The organism is Paracoccus amoyensis (assembly GCF_014490725.1).
In the GTDB taxonomy this organism is placed as follows: domain Bacteria; phylum Pseudomonadota; class Alphaproteobacteria; order Rhodobacterales; family Rhodobacteraceae; genus Paracoccus; species Paracoccus amoyensis.
Window position 1 is genome coordinate 314,346 of record NZ_JACOQL010000004.1, and the last position, 15,484, is coordinate 329,829.

The following is a 15,484-nucleotide window of genomic DNA, read 5'->3' on the forward strand; positions in this document are numbered from 1 at the left end:
GGGTGTCAAGCAAATGCGGTGCGGTATTCTGTCCCCTCTAGGCGATGTTCGCCTTTCGTGCTAGTCCGGTGAAAAGACAAAAGGGGCAGGCATGAGGGTTCTTGGGATTGATCCCGGATTAAGGAACACGGGTTGGGGTGTGATCACAGTCGACGGGCCGCGTCTGCGCCATGTGGCAAATGGCGTGATTCAGACCACGGCTGATGGCACATCAACCGATCTGGCACAGCGTCTGTCGCAGCTTTATCGCGGGCTTTGTGCCGTGATTGCGACCTATCGTCCCGATCTGGCGGCGGTCGAACAGACCTTTGTCAACAAGGACGCGGTCGGCACGCTGAAACTGGGTCAGGCGCGTGGCGTCGCCTTGCTGGCCCCGGCCGAGGCGGGGTTGCCCGTCGGTGAATACGCCCCGAACGCGGTCAAGAAGACCGTGGTCGGCGTGGGCCACGCGGGAAAGGAACAGGTGCAGCATATGGTCAGGGTGCAGCTGCCCGGCGTGACATTCGAAGGGCCGGACGCGGCTGATGCCTTGGCCATCGCGATTTGCCATGCCCATCACATGCAGGGCCGGTCGATGCGCGAAGCCCGTCCCAAAGGTGTCGCATGATCGGGCGGCTTGCAGGGGTGATCCTGCACCGGGGCCGCGATCAGGTGATGATCGACGTGCGCGGCGTGGGCTATATCGTCCATGTCAGCGAACGCACGGCGGCCAGCCTGCCCCCCGCCGGACAGGCCGTCGCGCTGTATACCGATCTGCTGGTACGCGAAGACCTGCTGCAGCTGTTCGGCTTTCCCACGATGCTGGAAAAGGAATGGCACCGTCTTTTGACCAGTGTGCAGGGCGTCGGCGCCAAGGTGGCGCTGGCGGTGCTGGGCACGCTGGGCGCGGACGGCTTATCCCGCGCCATCGCGCTTGGCGATTGGTCGGCGGTGCGCAAGGCGCAAGGGGTCGGGCCAAAACTGGCTCAGCGGATCGTGCTGGAACTGAAGGACAAGGCCCCCGCGATCATGGCCCTTGGCGGTGATCTGACCGTCGATGCAGGGGGACAGGCTGATGATGTCATCATTGACATGGATGCCCCCGTTCCGACAAAGGCCACGACGAAACCAAGGGCCGCGCAGGATAACGGCAATGCCCGCGCGGTGGCCGAGGCGCTGTCGGCGCTGACCAATCTGGGCTATGCTTCATCCGAAGCGGCGGCGGCCGTGGCAGAAGCGCAGGCGACGGAACCCGAGGCCGCCACGCCTGTGTTGATCCGCGCGGCGCTGCGTCTGTTGGCGCCGAAGGGTTAGAAAGTCAGGGATCGGGTCATGCACGGAAACACAAAAGTTTTTCTGTTGATGGCGGCCCTCACCGCGCTGGTGATGGGTCTTGGTTGGATGCTGGGCGGTCAGGGCGGTGCCGTGATTGCGCTGCTGATCGCCGGGGTTGGTAACGTCTTTACCTGGTGGAACAGCGACAAGATGGTGCTGCGCCAGCAGGGCGCGGTCGAGATCACGCCGCAGCAGGGGAGAGAACTTTACGCGCTGACCTCCGAACTGGCGCAGCGGGCCGGGCTGCCGATGCCCAAGCTGTACCTGCTGCCAACCGATCAGCCGAATGCCTTTGCCACCGGGCGGAACCCGGAAAACGCGGCCGTCGCGGTGACGCAGGGGCTGTTGAACGGCCTTAGCACCGAAGAGGTCGCGGGCGTCATCGCGCATGAACTGGCGCATATCAAGTACCGCGACACGCTGACCATGACCGTCACCGCAACGATGGCCGGGGCGATTGCGATGATGGGCAACATGCTGCTGTTCACCGGCGGACGCGATGATAATCGCGGTGGCGGTGGTTTGGGGGCAATTTTGGCAATGATTCTGGCTCCGCTGGCGGCGACGATGGTGCAAATGGCAATTTCGCGCGCCCGCGAATACGAGGCAGACGCCGAAGGTGCCCGGATCAGCGGGCAGCCATTGGCGCTGGCCTCGGCGCTGGCGAAAATTGCACAGATGGCGGGACGAACCTTGAACATTCCGGCGGAAAAGAACCCGGCCTCGGCGGCCCTGTTCATCATCAACCCGCTGCATGCGATGCGGGTGGATCGGTTGTTCACCACCCATCCCCCCACCGAAGAACGGATCGCCCGGTTACGCGCAATGGCCCGCGGATGACGCAACCGGACCCGACATTGCGCCCCGAACGGCTTGAGGAGGAAACAGAAGATCGCGCCCTGCGCCCGCAGGCGCTGACCGATTTCGTCGGTCAGGCCGAAGCACGGGCGAACCTGCGTGTGTTCATCGAAAGCGCCCGGATGCGCGGCAAGGCCATGGATCACACGCTGTTCTTTGGCCCGCCGGGGCTGGGCAAGACGACATTGGCACAGATCATGGCGCGGGAACTGGGGGTGAATTTCCGCATGACCTCGGGGCCGGTCTTGGCGCGGGCGGGGGATCTGGCCGCGATCCTGACCAATCTGGAAGCGCGGGACGTGCTGTTCATCGACGAAATTCACCGCATGAACCCGGCGGTCGAAGAAGTCCTTTATCCCGCGATGGAGGATTTCGAACTTGATCTGGTTATCGGCGAAGGCCCTGCAGCCCGGACTGTGCGGATCGAACTGCAGCCCTTTACGCTGGTCGGGGCGACGACGCGGCTTGGCCTGCTGACAACGCCCTTGCGCGACCGTTTTGGCATTCCGACGCGGCTGCAATTCTATGAAATCAATGAACTTGATCTGATCGTTCAGCGCGGTGCGCGGATGATGGGCATTGATGCCGATCCCGACGGCACGCTGGAAATCGCCCGTCGCGCCCGCGGAACGCCCCGAATCGCCGGTCGTCTGCTGCGCCGCGTGATCGACTTTGCACTGGTCGAAGGCGACGGTCGTCTGACCCGAGAGATTGCCGACACCGCGCTGACCCGGCTGGGCGTCGATCATCTGGGATTGGATGGGGCCGACCGGCGTTATCTGATGCTGATGGCGGAACATTATGCCGGCGGGCCGGTCGGGGTCGAAACCCTGTCGGCGGCACTGTCGGAAAGCCGCGATGCGATTGAAGAGGTGATCGAGCCGTATCTGCTGCAACAGGGGTTGATCGCCCGCACCCCCCGCGGCCGTCAGCTTGCCGCACGGGCGTGGCGACATCTTGGGTTGGCTGCGCCGACCCCACCGGGTCAGCAGACGCTGTTTGACGGCTAGTCTGCGGGCTGGTCGTCCAACTCGCGGTCGCGGTCATAGTGATGTTTGACCGGAAATGGGGGCAACCAGCCTTCGCGACGGCTGGTCCAGACCTCATAGGTCGGTGTGAACTGGTCAGGCTCATCCAGCGCGCCCAGATGAATTTCGATTTCATCGCCAGATCGGGCCAAGACGGATGATCCGCAGTTTGGGCAGAAATACCGGCCGCCATAGCCGCGCATTTCGCCAGTGATTGTCACGGATGATTGCGGAAAGATCGCCGCGGCATAAAACAACGCCCCGTGATGCTTGCGACAGTCAAGACAATGGCAGATGCCAACGCGACAGGGGCGCCCCGCTGCTTCGAAACGGATGTTGCCACACAGGCAACCACCAGTGATACGATCCATCCTTATCCCCTGAATTGCGGGTTTTACTCCACGGACCGGATCAGCTTCTTGTCCAGAACACGCAAGACCTGCACCAGATCGTGCCCGCGTTTCAGAATGCGGCCATCCATCCCGATCACGGCATAGATCCCCTGGGAGGCGCGCAGGCGAGGACGCTTTTCGATCCGATAAAGTGGATGTTCGGTCGCGCGGCGGAACACGCTGAAAACGGCGACCTCTTTCAGAAATGACATCGCGTAGTCGCGCCACTCTCCGGCGGCGACAAAGCGGCCATAAACGGACAGGATCAAGCCAAGTTCCCGACGGTCAAAGACGACGCGATCTGGGTCAGCTTGAAAGGGCGGTGCTGCATTCAACATGAAGGAATGGTGACATCGGCCGTCCTGCAAATCAATGCGAAAAGGCGGCGTTGGTAAACGCCGCCTTCTGAAGGCTTTCGTGAAGCAGGACTTAGTAGCAGCTGACCTTTTCGATGCGACCGCTTTCGCCATACTCGATATTCAACCGATCAGCCCGGAAATCTGCGGTGACGGCATCGTTCGGTCCGATCTGACGGGTGCCGATCGGGAAGTTCATCTGATCCAGAACCGCGCGCGGTTGCCCGATCAGGCCCTGATAGGCCGATGCGCGGCACGCATCGCTGGGCGCTTCTGGCAGAGGGTCAACGGGAACAGGTTCGCAGGCTGCGACAAGGGCCGCAGCGGTCAGCGCCAGCAAGGCGGGGAAAATACGCATCATCATCAACCGCAATCAACGTTGGTAATATTGCCGCCTGCATCCAGACGGAAAACGATCCGGTTGGGGTCATATTCCTGCGGCTCGATCCCGCGATATTCGACGACGCGATATTCTTGGGTGACGCCCAATGTCGGGATCACGCTGCCCGGCTGGTTCAGCGCGCTGGAATAGGTTTTTGCACCGCATAGGTCCGGTTCACGTTCTTGCAGGCCGGTGATTCCGTTGGCAACGGTGGGAACAGACTGAACGGGCGCCGGTGCGGGAACCGGCTGTTGATACGTGGCCGGCGCGGGCGCAGGCATACAGCCTGCCAGCACCACGGTCGCGGCCAACAGCGGCAGGATAATCTTGGTCTGTGTCATGGTGCTACGTCTCATCCCTCATTCGTGCCTGTTATGTCATCAAGCTTCCCCGCCACTTATAGGGCGCTTCCGCCTGACTGAGAAGCCAAGCATATACACACGATTGCATGATTGTTGCTTGGATTCTTCAGTCGGCAGACGGCCTGTTCGACAATTTATTCCGCTGCGGTCAGACGACGATCAGAGCTGTTGCCCGTAGGGCGGTAGGCGCGCAGGAACACCTTGGCGGCCGCATCCGCACTGCGTTTCACATCGACCTCGCTGATTGCGTCCCTTTTGCCGAACAGCGCAATTTCAAGGACACTTGTTCCCGCCAGCCGAACCAGCTGTTCAGCGGCGATCGTGGTATCGTCGATGTCAAGTTGCCCGGCTTTAACCCAACGGTCCAACTGAGGCCGCAATTCGTCCACCAGCAACTTGCGCATCGTGCGGCGGTAATCCGCAGCCAGATCTGCAAACCGGCCCGCTTCAGCAACGTGGATACGATACAGATGCACCGTCGCGGGATTGACCAGCCAGCCGCTGATCTGTTGTGCAATGGCCGGAATGGCCTCTTGCGCCGTCGCGTCCGGCGGCACGCTGATTGGCGTCGCCTTGCTTTGGCGTCGCAACTCTGACCCGATGGCTTCATCGAACATCAGTTTCTTGTCGGGAAAGTAGCTGTAAAGCGTGGCTTTCGACACGGCGGCCGCTTGTGCGATTTCGTCGACGCTGGCACCCGCGTAACCGTCGCGAAGAAAAATGCTTTTAGCGCCTTCAACCACCTGATTGAATTTCCGGCCTTGGCTAATCTTCTGTTTCTTGGTCATGCTTCGTCCTGAATGTGCTAGTTGTGCAAGCGGATCGCCTAAATAATGCGCGAACGTACTATTTGGTTTCCGCCTGAATTCCTATCGGCGGTGCAGCGCCGATCAGCGCGGTGAGGGGACGGCACAACGCTGCGTAAAAAATAATCAAGTCTTTCGTGACGAAGCGCGTCAGCTTCGACTAGCCTGCAAGATCAGGGAGAGAGAATCGTTCATTTAGTGGAGGAAGGGCTTATGTCAGTCGAGCTAACGTCGTTTCGCGACTCTGTCGAGCGTATGTTCACACATGCCGCAAGCTTTATGGATCTGGCCCCGGGACTTGAGGAAAAGATCCGCGTCTGCAATTCGACCTATACCGTGCGCTTTGGCGTCCGATTGCGGGGGCAGATACACACCTTCACCGGATACAGATCGGTTCATTCCGAACACATGGAGCCAGTGAAGGGCGGTATCCGTTATTCGCTGGACGTGACCCAGGATGAGGTCGAGGCGCTGGCGGCGTTGATGACGTATAAATGCTCATTGGTCGAGGTTCCGTTTGGTGGCTCGAAAGGCGGTTTGTGCATCGATCCGCGTGCGTGGGAGGAACATGAGCTAGAGGCGATCACCCGCCGCTTCACCTATGAACTGTCGCGGCGAAACCTGATTTCACCCAGTCAAAACGTGCCCGCTCCGGATATGGGCACGGGCGAACGGGAAATGGCGTGGATGGCCGACGCCTATAAGCGTCTGCACCCCGATGACATCAATGCGCGTGGCTGCGTGACCGGCAAACCCTTGTCCTTTGGCGGGATCGCGGGCCGGGTCGAGGCGACGGGCCGTGGCGTTCAATACGCGATCCACGAATTCTTCCGCCATCCCGATGCAATGAAAGCCGCCGGGATCGAAGGGGGCGTTGCGGGTAAGCGTATCGTTGTGCAGGGCCTGGGCAATGTGGGCTATCACGCGGCCAAGTTCCTTTCGACCGAGGACGATGCCCGCATTATCGCCGTTGCGGAACGCGATGGCGCGGTGATGAATCCGAACGGGCTGAACATCGACGAATTGCGTCTGCATATCGCTGAAACAGGCGGCGTGCGCGATTTTCCGGGGGCGGAATATACGCAGCACAGTCTGGGTGCGTTGGAGTTGGAATGCGACATCTTGATCCCTGCGGCGGTCGAAGGTGTCATCAACGCCGAAAATGCCGACAGGATTCAAACCCGGTTGATTGTCGAGGCGGCCAACGGTCCGGTAACGGCCGAGGCCGACAGCATCCTGAAAAAACGTGGCGTTGTCATTATCCCTGACATGTATGCGAATGCGGGCGGCGTGACCGTTTCTTATTTTGAATGGGTCAAGAACCTGACGCATATGCGCTTTGGCCGGATGGAACGGCGCGAACAGGAAGCCCGACATCTGACATTGGTGAATGAATTGGAAAGGCTTTCGGCAGATCGGGGTCTTGGCTGGACGTTGTCCAGCAACTTCAAGGACAGGTATCTCAGGGGGGCCAGCGAATTGGAATTGGTCCGCTCGGGTCTGGATGACACGATGCGCGGCGCGTTTCAAAGCATGGCCGAAATCTGGCATACCAATGATCGCGTCGATGATTTGCGCACGGCGGCCTATATCGTGTCGATCGACCGCATCTCGCAATCCTATCGTGCAATGGGCCTGTAGGCGGGTTTAGGATCTGGGGGCGGCGGCGCGGCGCAATCGGTCATTGATCGCCGTGCCCAGACCATGATCGGGAACGGGATCGACGGCGATTGGTTTTCCTTCGCGATCCGCGCGGCGCAGCAGGTCGAACAGATGTGCCGCAGCCTCGGTCAGGTCGCCATTGGGGGACAGGCTGAACGGGCCGGGTCTGCCAAAGGTGATATGGGTTTCACCGTCGCGCATGTCGGTGGCGTTCAGGCGCAGGCTGGCATTCGGGGCATAATGGCTGGTCAACTGACCGGGCGCGTTCGGTGCATCCTGATCGGCGACAAAGCCCGCCAGTGCATGGCCAAGTGCGGCCTTGATCGCCTCGGCCGGGATGCCGCCGGGGCGCAGCAGGGTCGCCTGCCCGTGCACCCAACCGACGATGGTGGATTCGACGCCGACCGGGCAGGGGCCTGCGTCCAGCACGGCCGCGATCCTTCCATTCAGCCCGCCATCCGGGTCCAGCACATGATCCGCGCTGGTCGGGCTGATCCGCCCGGATGCGTTGGCGGAAGGCGCGGCGACCGGGCCGCCAAATTGCCGCAGCAACCGTTGTGCCGTGTCATCTGCAGGCACGCGCAAGGCTATCGTGTCCAGCCCTGCCGTCACCAGCGACGCGATACCTGCATCAGGACGCAGCGGCAGAACCAGCGTCAGCGCGCCCGGCCAGAAAGCATCGGCCAGCAGCGCAGCTTCGGGGCCGAACACCGCAATCTGGTTCGCCGCGCCCATATCCGGCAGATGCACGATCAGCGGATTAAACGAAGGTCTTCCCTTGGCGTCATAGATGCGGGCCACTGCATCGCCGCTGTGGGCGTCACCGGCCAGGCCATAAACCGTCTCGGTCGGGATCGCGACGGTTTCGCCGGCGGCCAGCAGTTCCGCGGCCCGCGCGATGCCGCTGTCATCCGCTATCAGTCTTTCGGTTTTCATTATGACGCCGGGTTTCGGTTGAGCCTGTCGACAGGGTTCCTAAGATGCCTGCACATGAAGTTTGATAATCGCGACTCGGGCGAATGCCAAGGCGCGCGTGGGGGAGAGGCAGATGGCCTATAAAGCACCAGTCGAGCAGATCAGTTTCATCTTGAACAATATCGTCGGGTTTCCTGAACTTGCCGCAAGCGAGCGCTTTGTCGATGCCACGCCTGAAACTGCCGGGGCGATCCTGTCCGAAGCAGGCAAAATGGCAACCAATGTGCTGGCCCGCCTGAACCGGAATGGCGACGAACATCCGGCCGCGCTGGAAAATGGCAAGCTGCGGTCCAGCCCCGGCTATGCCGACGGGTTTCGCGCAATTGCCGATGGTGGCTGGATCGGGCTGCCCGCCAACCCCGAATATGGCGGAATGGGTTTGCCACAGGCGCTGAACATGTCGGTGTCGGAAATGATGGCCGGCGCCTGCCTTGCACTGCAACTGAACCCGCTGCTGACTCAGGGCCAGATCGAGGCCTTGGAACATCATGCCAGCGATGAGTTGAAGGCATTGTATCTGCCCAAGCTGATTTCGGGCGAATGGTCGGGCACGATGAACCTGACCGAGCCGGGCGCAGGCAGCGATGTTGGCGCCCTGTCGTCCAGGGCCGACCGCAATGACGACGGCACCTATTCCGTGACCGGACAGAAAATATTCATCACCTGGGGCGACAGCGATGTGACGGAAAACGTCTGTCATCTGGTGCTTGCGCGTCTGCCCGACGGCGGCAAGGGGACCAAAGGCATCAGCCTGTTCATGGTGCCCAAGCTGATCCCGGATGAAAACGGCAATCCCGGTGTGGCCAACAAGCTGAAGGTCGTCAGCCTTGAGGAAAAGATGGGCATTCACGGCAGCCCGACCTGCGTGATGTCCTATGAAGGCGCGACCGGCTGGCTGGTTGGCAAGGAACATGGCGGGATGGCCGCGATGTTCACCATGATGAACGTCGCACGTTTGGGGGTGGGCGTTCAGGGCGTTGGCGTGGCGGAAGCCGCGTTGCAGCAGGCCGTGGCCTATGCCCAAGAGCGCAACCAGATGGGGCCGATCATCCAGCACCCCGATGTGCGCCGGATGCTGGCCACAGCGCGGGCCGAGGTATTTGCCGCCCGCGCCATCTGTCTGGCCTGTGCCACCGCCATCGACATGCAGATCGCGACCGGCGACGCCGATCAGGCGGCCCGCGCCGCTTTCCTGACGCCGATCGCCAAGGCCTATGGCACAGATGTCGGCTGCCGCGTGGCCGATACCGGCGTGCAGGTCCATGGCGGTATGGGCTATGTCGAGGAGACCGGCGCGGCGCAATATCTGCGCGATGTCCGCATCACCCCGATCTATGAAGGCACCAACGGCATTCAGGCGATGGACCTTGTGGGGCGCAAGCTGTCGGATGGCGGAGAGGCCGCCATGCGTCTGCTGGACGAAATTCTTGACGCGGCCAAGGCCGCGCAATCCGCCCATCCGGCATTGGCCAATCAAGTCTGGCAGGCAGCCGAGACGCTGCGCGAAGCAACACAGGACATGCTGGAACGTGACTTGTCCGAACGCTTTGCCGGTGCCGTTCCTTATCTGTCGGCTTTTGCCCGCGTGCTGGGCGGGGCATATCACCTGAAAGCCGTGCAGGCGGGGGGGGCAGATCATCTGGCGCTGGCGCGTGTCTACATGGCTCGCGTGCTGCCCCGATACGCCTCCGATCTGGTCGAGGCGCAGGCGGGGCTGGCCGATCTGACCGATATCGACGATGCCGTTCTGGCCGGTGATTTCCGGGCGTGATCGGCAACCCCTTCCCCACGCCCCCGGCCGAGGGGGACGCAACCGAGATTGCACCCGGCGTACTGTGGATGCGGCTTCCCCTGCCGATGACGCTGGATCATGTGAATGTCTATGCGCTGGATGATGGTGATGGCTGGACCATCGTCGATACCGGCTTTGACAGCAAACGCGGCCGCGCAATCTGGCAGGTGTTGCGCGCGCGTCCGTTGGCTGGGCGTCCGGTCCGGCGTGTTATCGGCACGCACCATCACCCCGATCATATCGGCTTGGCCGGCTGGCTGATGGCCCAGGACGGTGCGGAATTCATGATCAGCCGCACCGCGTGGTTGATGGCGCGAATGCTGGTGCTGGATGTGCAGGAAAAACCGTCGGAACAGGCGCTGACATTCTGGCGCCGCGCGGGAATGCCCACCGATATTCTTGCTGCCCGCGCCAAGGAACGCCCGTTCAACTTTGCCGATGTGGTTCATCCGTTTCCGCCGGGCTTCACCCGCTTGAGCGACGGCCAGCAGCTTGCATTCGGGGGGCGGCGCTGGCGTGTCGTCATGGGGCATGGCCATGCGCCCTGCCACGCAACCTTCTGGTCGCTGGATGATGATCTGGTGATAGGCGGCGATCAGCTTTTGCCATCCATCTCGCCCAATCTGGGGGTCTATCCGACCGAACCAGACGCCGATCCTGTGTCTGAATGGCTGGAGAGTTGTCAGAAAATGTCCGATCTGGCCGAGGCCAGGCATCTGGTGCTGCCCGGTCACAAGCTGCCCTTCACCGGTCTGCCCACCCGGCTGCGACAATTGATCGAAAACCATTACAGCGCGCTGGACCGTCTGGACAAGGCGCTGACAAAAGGGGCGCGCACTGCCGTTGGGTGCTTTGACATTCTGTTCAAGCGTCAGATCGGGCAGGGTGAACTGGGTCTGGCCCTGGTCGAGGCCGTCGCCCATATCAACTACCTGCGTCATAAGGGATTGATACAACAGGTCGGCGAAACTGACGGCGCAGTGTTGTGGGGGGCGTGACAGAAAGCGCGCTTTCCGCTATCGGATGAGAAAGGCGGACAGGAGAACAGCATGGCCTCGCATCACGAAGTGACCGATTACGAACCGGGCAAAATGGACATTACCGAGCACAAGAAGACTTTTGACGGTTTTATCAAGATGGTGACATGGAGTTCCATCGTGTCCATCGTCATCCTGATCTTCATGGCGCTGGTTAACGCCTGATCGGCTGCGTAAGGCGAATTATCAATGAAAAGACGCGTGTTTCTGGCGGCGGCTGCGCCTGCCTTTCTGGCCGCTTGCGGTGCTGACAATATCTGGGCCAGCGATGAAGCGGTGCGCAAGGCGCGTTTCGTCTCGGGCGAGCCTCCGTCGATCACCCTGTTCACGGTGATCGGTATTCCGCGCGGCGAAGGCGGCCATTCGGCGTTGATGATCAACGGCAGCCAACGCGTGATCTATGATCCGGCGGGCAGTTGGAACCATCCCTATATCCCTGAACGGCATGATGTGCTGTATGGGATCACGGATAACTACAAGAACTTCTATATCGACTACCATGCCCGCAGCACCTATTGGGTCGCCGAGGACAAGGTTTATGTCAGTCGCGAGGTTGCCGATCTGGCCATTCGTCGGGCCGAAGCGAACGGGGCGGCGAACAAAAGCTTTTGCGCGGTCGCCAGCAGCGCAGTGCTGCGCGGTGTGCCGGGGTTTCAGGGCGCGCCGTCCGGCTTTTCGCCGATCAAGCTGCGTGAATGGTTCCGGACGCTTCCCGGCGTGGAATCCAAGCATCACCGTGACGGCGATCCGGCCAATAACCACGATGTCCTGCTGCGCCAGAAGGATGGCACGATGACGGGTTACAGAAGGTAAAGCATCAGCGCCAGCGTTCCTGCCCCCGCGATGATCGCTGCGATCACATTGCGGGTCAGGATGCCGACAATCAGGGTTGCCGCCGCCGCCGACAGGCGCGCGGGATCGGGTTCGCCCCCGGTCGCCGCGGGCCATGTCACCAGCGGCGCAACCAGCGCAGGCAGCACCGCGACCGGCGTATAGCGCAGCATCCGCAACGCCCATTCTGGGATCTCGCGATTGCCGAGCGAGCCGAGGAAAGACCAGCGCAGCAGGAACGTCCCGATTCCCAGAATAACAATGACGATCCAGATTTGCAGATCGCTGTAACCGCCGCTCATGCCGGTTTCCTCCGCTTTTCGGTCCAGACCTCGACATAAGCCCCGGCCATCATCCCAAGCGGCGCCGCGACCAGCAGGCCAAGACCCGATGGCATGCCCGCGAACAGAAGTGCCGCGACGATGGCGACAAAGCAGGCTGCCAGATGCGCGGGCGTCCGCAGCATCGGCGCGATCATCGCGATAAAGGTGATCGGCACCGCGAAATCCAGCGCCATATCATCGGGGATCGCATTGCCCAGCGTCGCGCCCAGCCATGTCGCGATCATCCACGGCCCGCAAACGGCGATCGCCGCGCCCGCGAAATAGGCCAGCCGCTGCGTCAGTGTCAGGCGCGGATATTTTTCGTAATGCTGGATCGACAGAACATAGGTCTGGTCGATCATGGAATAGGCGACCCATGCCTTTTGCCTGTTGCTGGCCTCGCCCAGCCAGGGCACCAGCGATGCCGAATACATCGCCATCCGCAGATTCACGGCCAGCGCCGAAATGACGACAATGATCGCCGGGGTGTTTTCGCTGATAAGTTGCACGGCGGTGAACTGTGACGCCCCCGCGAGCACCAGAATCGAAAAGCCCATAACTTGCAGGATATCCATCCCGGCTTCCATCGCGACGACCCCGAACAGAAGCCCGAAAGGGATGATCACGATCAAAAACGGGATCGATTGGACCATGCCGTGAACCATCGCCTCTCGCGGGGTTCGTGACAGGGCGCGTGTGATCACCGGGTCATCGGCGACCGGTTGCTGATGATCGGGGCGCGGAGCCGGGGTCGGAGACATTGCGCTTTCGCTTTCGGATGGTTCGCGGCACCTTGCTGTCATGACGCAGAACAAGAAGCAAGTTGGCGGGCCACAAAACATGCAGATCGCCAGCCCGATTCCCGCAGCTTACCTGACCGACGCCACGCGCATGTGGTGGCGCAGTTTTGGCCCGCGGCGCCTGCAACGGCGGCTGCCCAGCGTCTGTCCCGCGCATGGCGTAGCCGCCATTGACGGTCGGGGGGAATTGGCCGGAATCATGGGATTGCGGGATTCTGATGGGGGGTTTCTTCTGACGCAATCGCTGGCGGTGCGCTGGCTGTATCGTGCCGCTCCGCCGACCGGCGATCTGGTGATCGATGGCATCGTGACGCGGAACCGCCGTGCGGCACCGGGCGCGCACTTCTGGTCGAAGGTATGGCCCGCGCGAAACAGGCCAACCGCCCCGGATTGAGGGCCGAGGTCTTGGCCCGCAACACACCCGCCATCGCCTTTTATCGCGCCCTTGGTTTTTCCGAGGTCGCGCGTGGCCGCTATGGCTGGCCATGGGCGGGGCAGGTGGTCGTGATGCGCCGCGCGGTTTGACGCATGGTTCCGATTTGGGTTGCGCTGTGCCCTGCAAGCCGATTTGCTGCCCACCATATCTGATGACCGAACTGGAGGGATCATGACGCAAGCACAGGCCGTTCGCCTTGAACAAACCGGATCACCGGAAGTCCTGACCTTTCAAGAGGTTGACCTGCCGTCACCCGGCGAAGGTGAGATCCAGATCAGGCAAACCGCCATCGGGCTGAACTTTCTTGATATCTACCACCGTCGCGGTGGCTATGGCGCGCCATTGCCGCTGCCCAGCGGTCTGGGCGTTGAAGGCGTCGGAGAGATCACGGCCATCGGCCGCGGCGTCACGGATTTTGAGGTCGGTCAGCGCATCGCCTATGTCGGCGGCCCGCCCGGTGCCTATGCCACGATGCGAAACCTGCCTGCCGCCCGTGCGCTGGCAGCGCCGGAAGGGATCGGCAATGCCGAACTGGCGGCAATCATCTTCAAGGGGCTGACCGCCGAATATCTGATCCATCGCTGTGCGCCGATCAGAAAGCGTCATCTGGTGCTGTTTCACGCGGCGGCCGGCGGCGTGGGGTCCATCGCGACCCATTGGATGCATCGCATTGGCGCGACGGTTTTCGCGACCGTCGGATCCGAGGAAAAGGCCGAAATCGCCCGGGCCAATGGCTGCGATTATGTCATCAACTACAACGAGCAGGATTTTGAGGCAGAGGTCAAACGCCTGACCAAGGGACGCGGCGTCGATGTGGTTTTCGATTCCGTCGGGGCTGATACGTTTGACAAATCGCTGAACAGCCTGCGTCAACGCGGCCTGATGGTCAGTTTCGGTGAAGCATCTGGCCCGATCCCGCCGGTCGGGGTTGGCACGCTTGGCGCGAAAGGCTCGCTTTACCTGACCCGGCCGTCCATTGCGCATTATACCAATGTCCGGGACGAATATCAGGCGGGGGCCGATAATCTGTTCCGCGCCATTCGCAAGGGCGATGTCAAGCCGCCCAGGATCACCACCTATCCGCTGGCTGACGTGCAAAAGGCACATGCGGATGTCGAGGGACGGCGCACGATCGGATCGGTCGTGCTGTTGCCCTGACCCTCAGTCCGGGGTCTGATCAAAGACCCCGGCGACGCGCCCCAAAAGCATGAAGGCGCGGGCCGAACGGGAATCGGCCAGCATCACAATCTGTTCGTCATCCAGTTCTGCCATCAGCCGGGTTGCGGTCACGTCGAACTGGCGCATGAAGTGATGCGCTGTATCGCGAAAAATCTCATCCCCGCGCAGATAGGCGCCGGTCATTTCAAGGGCGGTGGCATCATGGATGCCACCAACGCCTGCAACCGATGCGCCGCGAACGCCTTCGCCAAAGCGTCGCCATGCCTCGATATCCACAGGCTCGGTCGGCAGGTCGTCCATATAGACATCATGGCCAGCCAGCAGGGTGATCACATCCTGTGCGGCACGCAGCACGCGGGAATTCCCGTGATCTTTCAATGCGGCACGCAGGGCGGTGATCGCATCGACATCGTCCGGGCCATCTGGAAAATTCAGCGCAAGGATCATGGTCTGCGGCGTGACAGAGACCTGTTCCGGCGCGTCAAAGCTCAGGGCTTGCTGCCGGGCATCGGCCGGACGAGTTGGGCGTGGGATGGTCTGGGCCGGTCGCGCTGGTTGTGTCTGCGTGATCATCCGCACACCCGATTCCCCAAGCGCGGTGTCGGGCTGCTGTGGCCGGGCAGAGGACGGGGCAGAGCTCGGGGCAAGGGCCGATGGCGATGCAATACCGCCGGTGCGGATCTGTGACATGCGAGCGCGCAGGTCCGCAGCCTCGGCCTGCAGGGTTGAAATCGCGCGGGCAAGCCCGACGGCCAGCCAGATCAGCACCACGGGCAGAACCACACCCATAATTCCCAGCAATGTCGCAAGACCGCCCCTGCTGTCGTCATTTGCTGGTGCCAGTAACCAGAACAGCAACAGCAGAAGCAGCCAGACAGCCGTTACCGCAAGCCCGATCATGGACAGGGAATCGCGCTGTGCCAGCGAGGTGATGCGTTGAAGTAAAGTCAT

20 protein-coding genes are annotated in these 15,484 nt (G+C 61.6%); 11 read left to right on the plus strand and 9 right to left on the minus strand.

All coding sequences use genetic code 11. From position 1 onward, the window contains the following. Nucleotides 1-91 precede the first annotated feature (91 nt). The 4 genes from ruvC to ruvB are packed head-to-tail and all read left to right on the plus strand — an operon-like array spanning nucleotide 92 to nucleotide 3,182. Nucleotides 92-607: a crossover junction endodeoxyribonuclease RuvC gene (ruvC, locus tag H4P12_RS14035; protein ID WP_187794289.1), complete on the plus strand. Its 516-nt coding sequence runs from the start codon at nucleotides 92-94 to the stop codon at nucleotides 605-607. Then, nucleotides 604-1,293 carry a Holliday junction branch migration protein RuvA gene (ruvA, locus tag H4P12_RS14040; protein WP_187794290.1) on the plus strand — a complete coding sequence of 230 codons (690 nt, stop codon included), beginning with the start codon at nucleotides 604-606 and terminating at the stop codon, nucleotides 1,291-1,293. The genes ruvC and ruvA overlap by 4 nt, the downstream gene beginning before the upstream one ends. 18 nt (nucleotides 1,294-1,311) lie before the next feature. Beyond that, on the plus strand, nucleotides 1,312-2,154 hold the full coding sequence (locus tag H4P12_RS14045; RefSeq protein ID WP_187794291.1) for a M48 family metalloprotease: 843 nt from the start codon (nucleotides 1,312-1,314) through the stop codon (nucleotides 2,152-2,154). Beyond that, on the plus strand, nucleotides 2,151-3,182 hold the full coding sequence (gene ruvB / locus H4P12_RS14050; RefSeq protein ID WP_187794292.1) for a Holliday junction branch migration DNA helicase RuvB: 1,032 nt from the start codon (nucleotides 2,151-2,153) through the stop codon (nucleotides 3,180-3,182). The genes H4P12_RS14045 and ruvB overlap by 4 nt, the downstream gene beginning before the upstream one ends. Here the strand turns inward: ruvB and H4P12_RS14055 are convergent. The 5 genes from H4P12_RS14055 to H4P12_RS14075 form a co-directional block, all read right to left on the minus strand. Beyond that, on the minus strand, nucleotides 3,179-3,571 hold the full coding sequence (locus H4P12_RS14055; protein WP_187794293.1) for a GFA family protein: 393 nt from the start codon (nucleotides 3,569-3,571) through the stop codon (nucleotides 3,179-3,181). The genes ruvB and H4P12_RS14055 overlap by 4 nt on opposite strands. A 23-nt stretch (nucleotides 3,572-3,594) precedes the next feature. Continuing rightward, nucleotides 3,595-3,930: a DUF2794 domain-containing protein gene (locus H4P12_RS14060; protein WP_187794294.1), complete on the minus strand. Its 336-nt coding sequence runs from the start codon at nucleotides 3,928-3,930 to the stop codon at nucleotides 3,595-3,597. A gap of 91 nt (nucleotides 3,931-4,021) precedes the next feature. Then, nucleotides 4,022-4,306 carry an I78 family peptidase inhibitor gene (locus tag H4P12_RS14065; protein ID WP_187794295.1) on the minus strand — a complete coding sequence of 95 codons (285 nt, stop codon included), beginning with the start codon at nucleotides 4,304-4,306 and terminating at the stop codon, nucleotides 4,022-4,024. Nucleotides 4,307-4,311: 5 nt separating this feature from the next. Further along, the gene (locus H4P12_RS14070; RefSeq protein WP_187794296.1) at nucleotides 4,312-4,671 is read right to left on the minus strand and encodes a hypothetical protein; all 360 of its coding nucleotides are present in this window, start codon (nucleotides 4,669-4,671) and stop codon (nucleotides 4,312-4,314) included. 155 nt (nucleotides 4,672-4,826) lie between these two features. After that, the gene (locus H4P12_RS14075; protein WP_187794297.1) at nucleotides 4,827-5,480 is read right to left on the minus strand and encodes a TetR/AcrR family transcriptional regulator; all 654 of its coding nucleotides are present in this window, start codon (nucleotides 5,478-5,480) and stop codon (nucleotides 4,827-4,829) included. Nucleotides 5,481-5,711: 231 nt separating this feature from the next. Between H4P12_RS14075 and H4P12_RS14080 the strand changes: the two genes are divergently transcribed. Continuing rightward, complete coding sequence (locus H4P12_RS14080; protein WP_246449296.1) at nucleotides 5,712-7,139, plus strand: Glu/Leu/Phe/Val family dehydrogenase; 1,428 nt, start codon at nucleotides 5,712-5,714, stop codon at nucleotides 7,137-7,139. 6 nt (nucleotides 7,140-7,145) lie between these two features. On the opposite strand, the gene H4P12_RS14085 is transcribed toward H4P12_RS14080, so the two are convergent. Further along, nucleotides 7,146-8,096 (minus strand): L-threonylcarbamoyladenylate synthase, encoded by a 951-nt coding sequence (locus tag H4P12_RS14085; RefSeq protein WP_187794298.1) that lies wholly within the window; start codon nucleotides 8,094-8,096, stop codon nucleotides 7,146-7,148. A 112-nt stretch (nucleotides 8,097-8,208) separates the two neighbouring features. Here H4P12_RS14085 and H4P12_RS14090 point away from each other — a divergent pair, with 112 nt between their 5' ends. Genes H4P12_RS14090 through H4P12_RS14105 form a run of 4 tightly spaced genes read left to right on the plus strand, consistent with a single transcriptional unit; the run spans nucleotide 8,209 to nucleotide 11,777 of the window. Beyond that, nucleotides 8,209-9,906 (plus strand): acyl-CoA dehydrogenase, encoded by a 1,698-nt coding sequence (locus H4P12_RS14090; RefSeq protein ID WP_187794299.1) that lies wholly within the window; start codon nucleotides 8,209-8,211, stop codon nucleotides 9,904-9,906. Further along, a complete protein-coding gene (locus tag H4P12_RS14095) occupies nucleotides 9,903-10,925 on the plus strand; it encodes an MBL fold metallo-hydrolase (protein ID WP_343069835.1) in 1,023 nt (340 codons plus the stop codon). Before H4P12_RS14090 ends, H4P12_RS14095 begins: the two co-directional genes overlap by 4 nt. 51 nt (nucleotides 10,926-10,976) lie before the next feature. Beyond that, nucleotides 10,977-11,129, plus strand: coding sequence for an aa3-type cytochrome c oxidase subunit IV (locus tag H4P12_RS14100; protein WP_187794300.1), 153 nt, complete (start codon nucleotides 10,977-10,979; stop codon nucleotides 11,127-11,129). 24 nt (nucleotides 11,130-11,153) lie between these two features. Continuing rightward, nucleotides 11,154-11,777 (plus strand): hypothetical protein, encoded by a 624-nt coding sequence (locus H4P12_RS14105; protein ID WP_187794301.1) that lies wholly within the window; start codon nucleotides 11,154-11,156, stop codon nucleotides 11,775-11,777. Here the strand turns inward: H4P12_RS14105 and H4P12_RS14110 are convergent. Together H4P12_RS14110 and H4P12_RS14115 are read right to left on the minus strand one after the other, a co-directional pair. Beyond that, entirely contained in the window at nucleotides 11,765-12,097 is a 333-nt protein-coding gene (locus tag H4P12_RS14110) for an AzlD domain-containing protein (protein ID WP_187794302.1), read from the minus strand. The genes H4P12_RS14105 and H4P12_RS14110 overlap by 13 nt on opposite strands. Then, nucleotides 12,094-12,783 (minus strand): AzlC family ABC transporter permease, encoded by a 690-nt coding sequence (locus H4P12_RS14115; RefSeq protein ID WP_187794543.1) that lies wholly within the window; start codon nucleotides 12,781-12,783, stop codon nucleotides 12,094-12,096. Before H4P12_RS14115 ends, H4P12_RS14110 begins: the two co-directional genes overlap by 4 nt. 136 nt (nucleotides 12,784-12,919) lie before the next feature. Here H4P12_RS14115 and H4P12_RS14120 point away from each other — a divergent pair, with 136 nt between their 5' ends. After that, the gene (locus H4P12_RS14120; protein ID WP_187794303.1) at nucleotides 12,920-13,312 is read left to right on the plus strand and encodes a hypothetical protein; all 393 of its coding nucleotides are present in this window, start codon (nucleotides 12,920-12,922) and stop codon (nucleotides 13,310-13,312) included. A gap of 213 nt (nucleotides 13,313-13,525) precedes the next feature. Beyond that, nucleotides 13,526-14,512, plus strand: a complete 987-nt coding sequence (locus tag H4P12_RS14125) for a quinone oxidoreductase family protein (protein ID WP_187794304.1) — start codon at nucleotides 13,526-13,528, stop codon at nucleotides 14,510-14,512. A gap of 3 nt (nucleotides 14,513-14,515) precedes the next feature. Here H4P12_RS14125 and H4P12_RS14130 read toward each other — a convergent pair whose 3' ends face one another. Further along, nucleotides 14,516-15,484, minus strand: a complete 969-nt coding sequence (locus H4P12_RS14130) for a hypothetical protein (RefSeq protein WP_187794305.1) — start codon at nucleotides 15,482-15,484, stop codon at nucleotides 14,516-14,518.

Excerpts from the sequence above, each read along its gene's own strand:
- ruvB (WP_187794292.1), top strand. The coding sequence starts at position 2,151 with ATGACGCAACCGGACCCGACATTGCGCCCCGAACGGCTTGAGGAGGAA.
- H4P12_RS14045 (WP_187794291.1), top strand. The coding sequence starts at position 1,312 with ATGCACGGAAACACAAAAGTTTTTCTGTTGATGGCGGCCCTCACCGCG.
- H4P12_RS14130 (WP_187794305.1), bottom strand. The coding sequence starts at position 15,484 with ATGACTTTACTTCAACGCATCACCTCGCTGGCACAGCGCGATTCCCTG.
- H4P12_RS14075 (WP_187794297.1), bottom strand. The coding sequence starts at position 5,480 with ATGACCAAGAAACAGAAGATTAGCCAAGGCCGGAAATTCAATCAGGTG.
- H4P12_RS14105 (WP_187794301.1), top strand. The coding sequence starts at position 11,154 with ATGAAAAGACGCGTGTTTCTGGCGGCGGCTGCGCCTGCCTTTCTGGCC.
- H4P12_RS14120 (WP_187794303.1), top strand. The coding sequence starts at position 12,920 with ATGACGCAGAACAAGAAGCAAGTTGGCGGGCCACAAAACATGCAGATC.
- ruvA (WP_187794290.1), top strand. The coding sequence starts at position 604 with ATGATCGGGCGGCTTGCAGGGGTGATCCTGCACCGGGGCCGCGATCAG.
- H4P12_RS14085 (WP_187794298.1), bottom strand. The coding sequence starts at position 8,096 with ATGAAAACCGAAAGACTGATAGCGGATGACAGCGGCATCGCGCGGGCC.
- H4P12_RS14100 (WP_187794300.1), top strand. The coding sequence starts at position 10,977 with ATGGCCTCGCATCACGAAGTGACCGATTACGAACCGGGCAAAATGGAC.
- H4P12_RS14125 (WP_187794304.1), top strand. The coding sequence starts at position 13,526 with ATGACGCAAGCACAGGCCGTTCGCCTTGAACAAACCGGATCACCGGAA.
- H4P12_RS14060 (WP_187794294.1), bottom strand. The coding sequence starts at position 3,930 with ATGTTGAATGCAGCACCGCCCTTTCAAGCTGACCCAGATCGCGTCGTC.
- H4P12_RS14080 (WP_246449296.1), top strand. The coding sequence starts at position 5,712 with ATGTCAGTCGAGCTAACGTCGTTTCGCGACTCTGTCGAGCGTATGTTC.
- H4P12_RS14115 (WP_187794543.1), bottom strand. The coding sequence starts at position 12,783 with ATGGTTCACGGCATGGTCCAATCGATCCCGTTTTTGATCGTGATCATC.
- H4P12_RS14110 (WP_187794302.1), bottom strand. The coding sequence starts at position 12,097 with ATGAGCGGCGGTTACAGCGATCTGCAAATCTGGATCGTCATTGTTATT.
- ruvC (WP_187794289.1), top strand. The coding sequence starts at position 92 with ATGAGGGTTCTTGGGATTGATCCCGGATTAAGGAACACGGGTTGGGGT.
- H4P12_RS14055 (WP_187794293.1), bottom strand. The coding sequence starts at position 3,571 with ATGGATCGTATCACTGGTGGTTGCCTGTGTGGCAACATCCGTTTCGAA.
- H4P12_RS14090 (WP_187794299.1), top strand. The coding sequence starts at position 8,209 with ATGGCCTATAAAGCACCAGTCGAGCAGATCAGTTTCATCTTGAACAAT.
- H4P12_RS14065 (WP_187794295.1), bottom strand. The coding sequence starts at position 4,306 with ATGCGTATTTTCCCCGCCTTGCTGGCGCTGACCGCTGCGGCCCTTGTC.
- H4P12_RS14070 (WP_187794296.1), bottom strand. The coding sequence starts at position 4,671 with ATGACACAGACCAAGATTATCCTGCCGCTGTTGGCCGCGACCGTGGTG.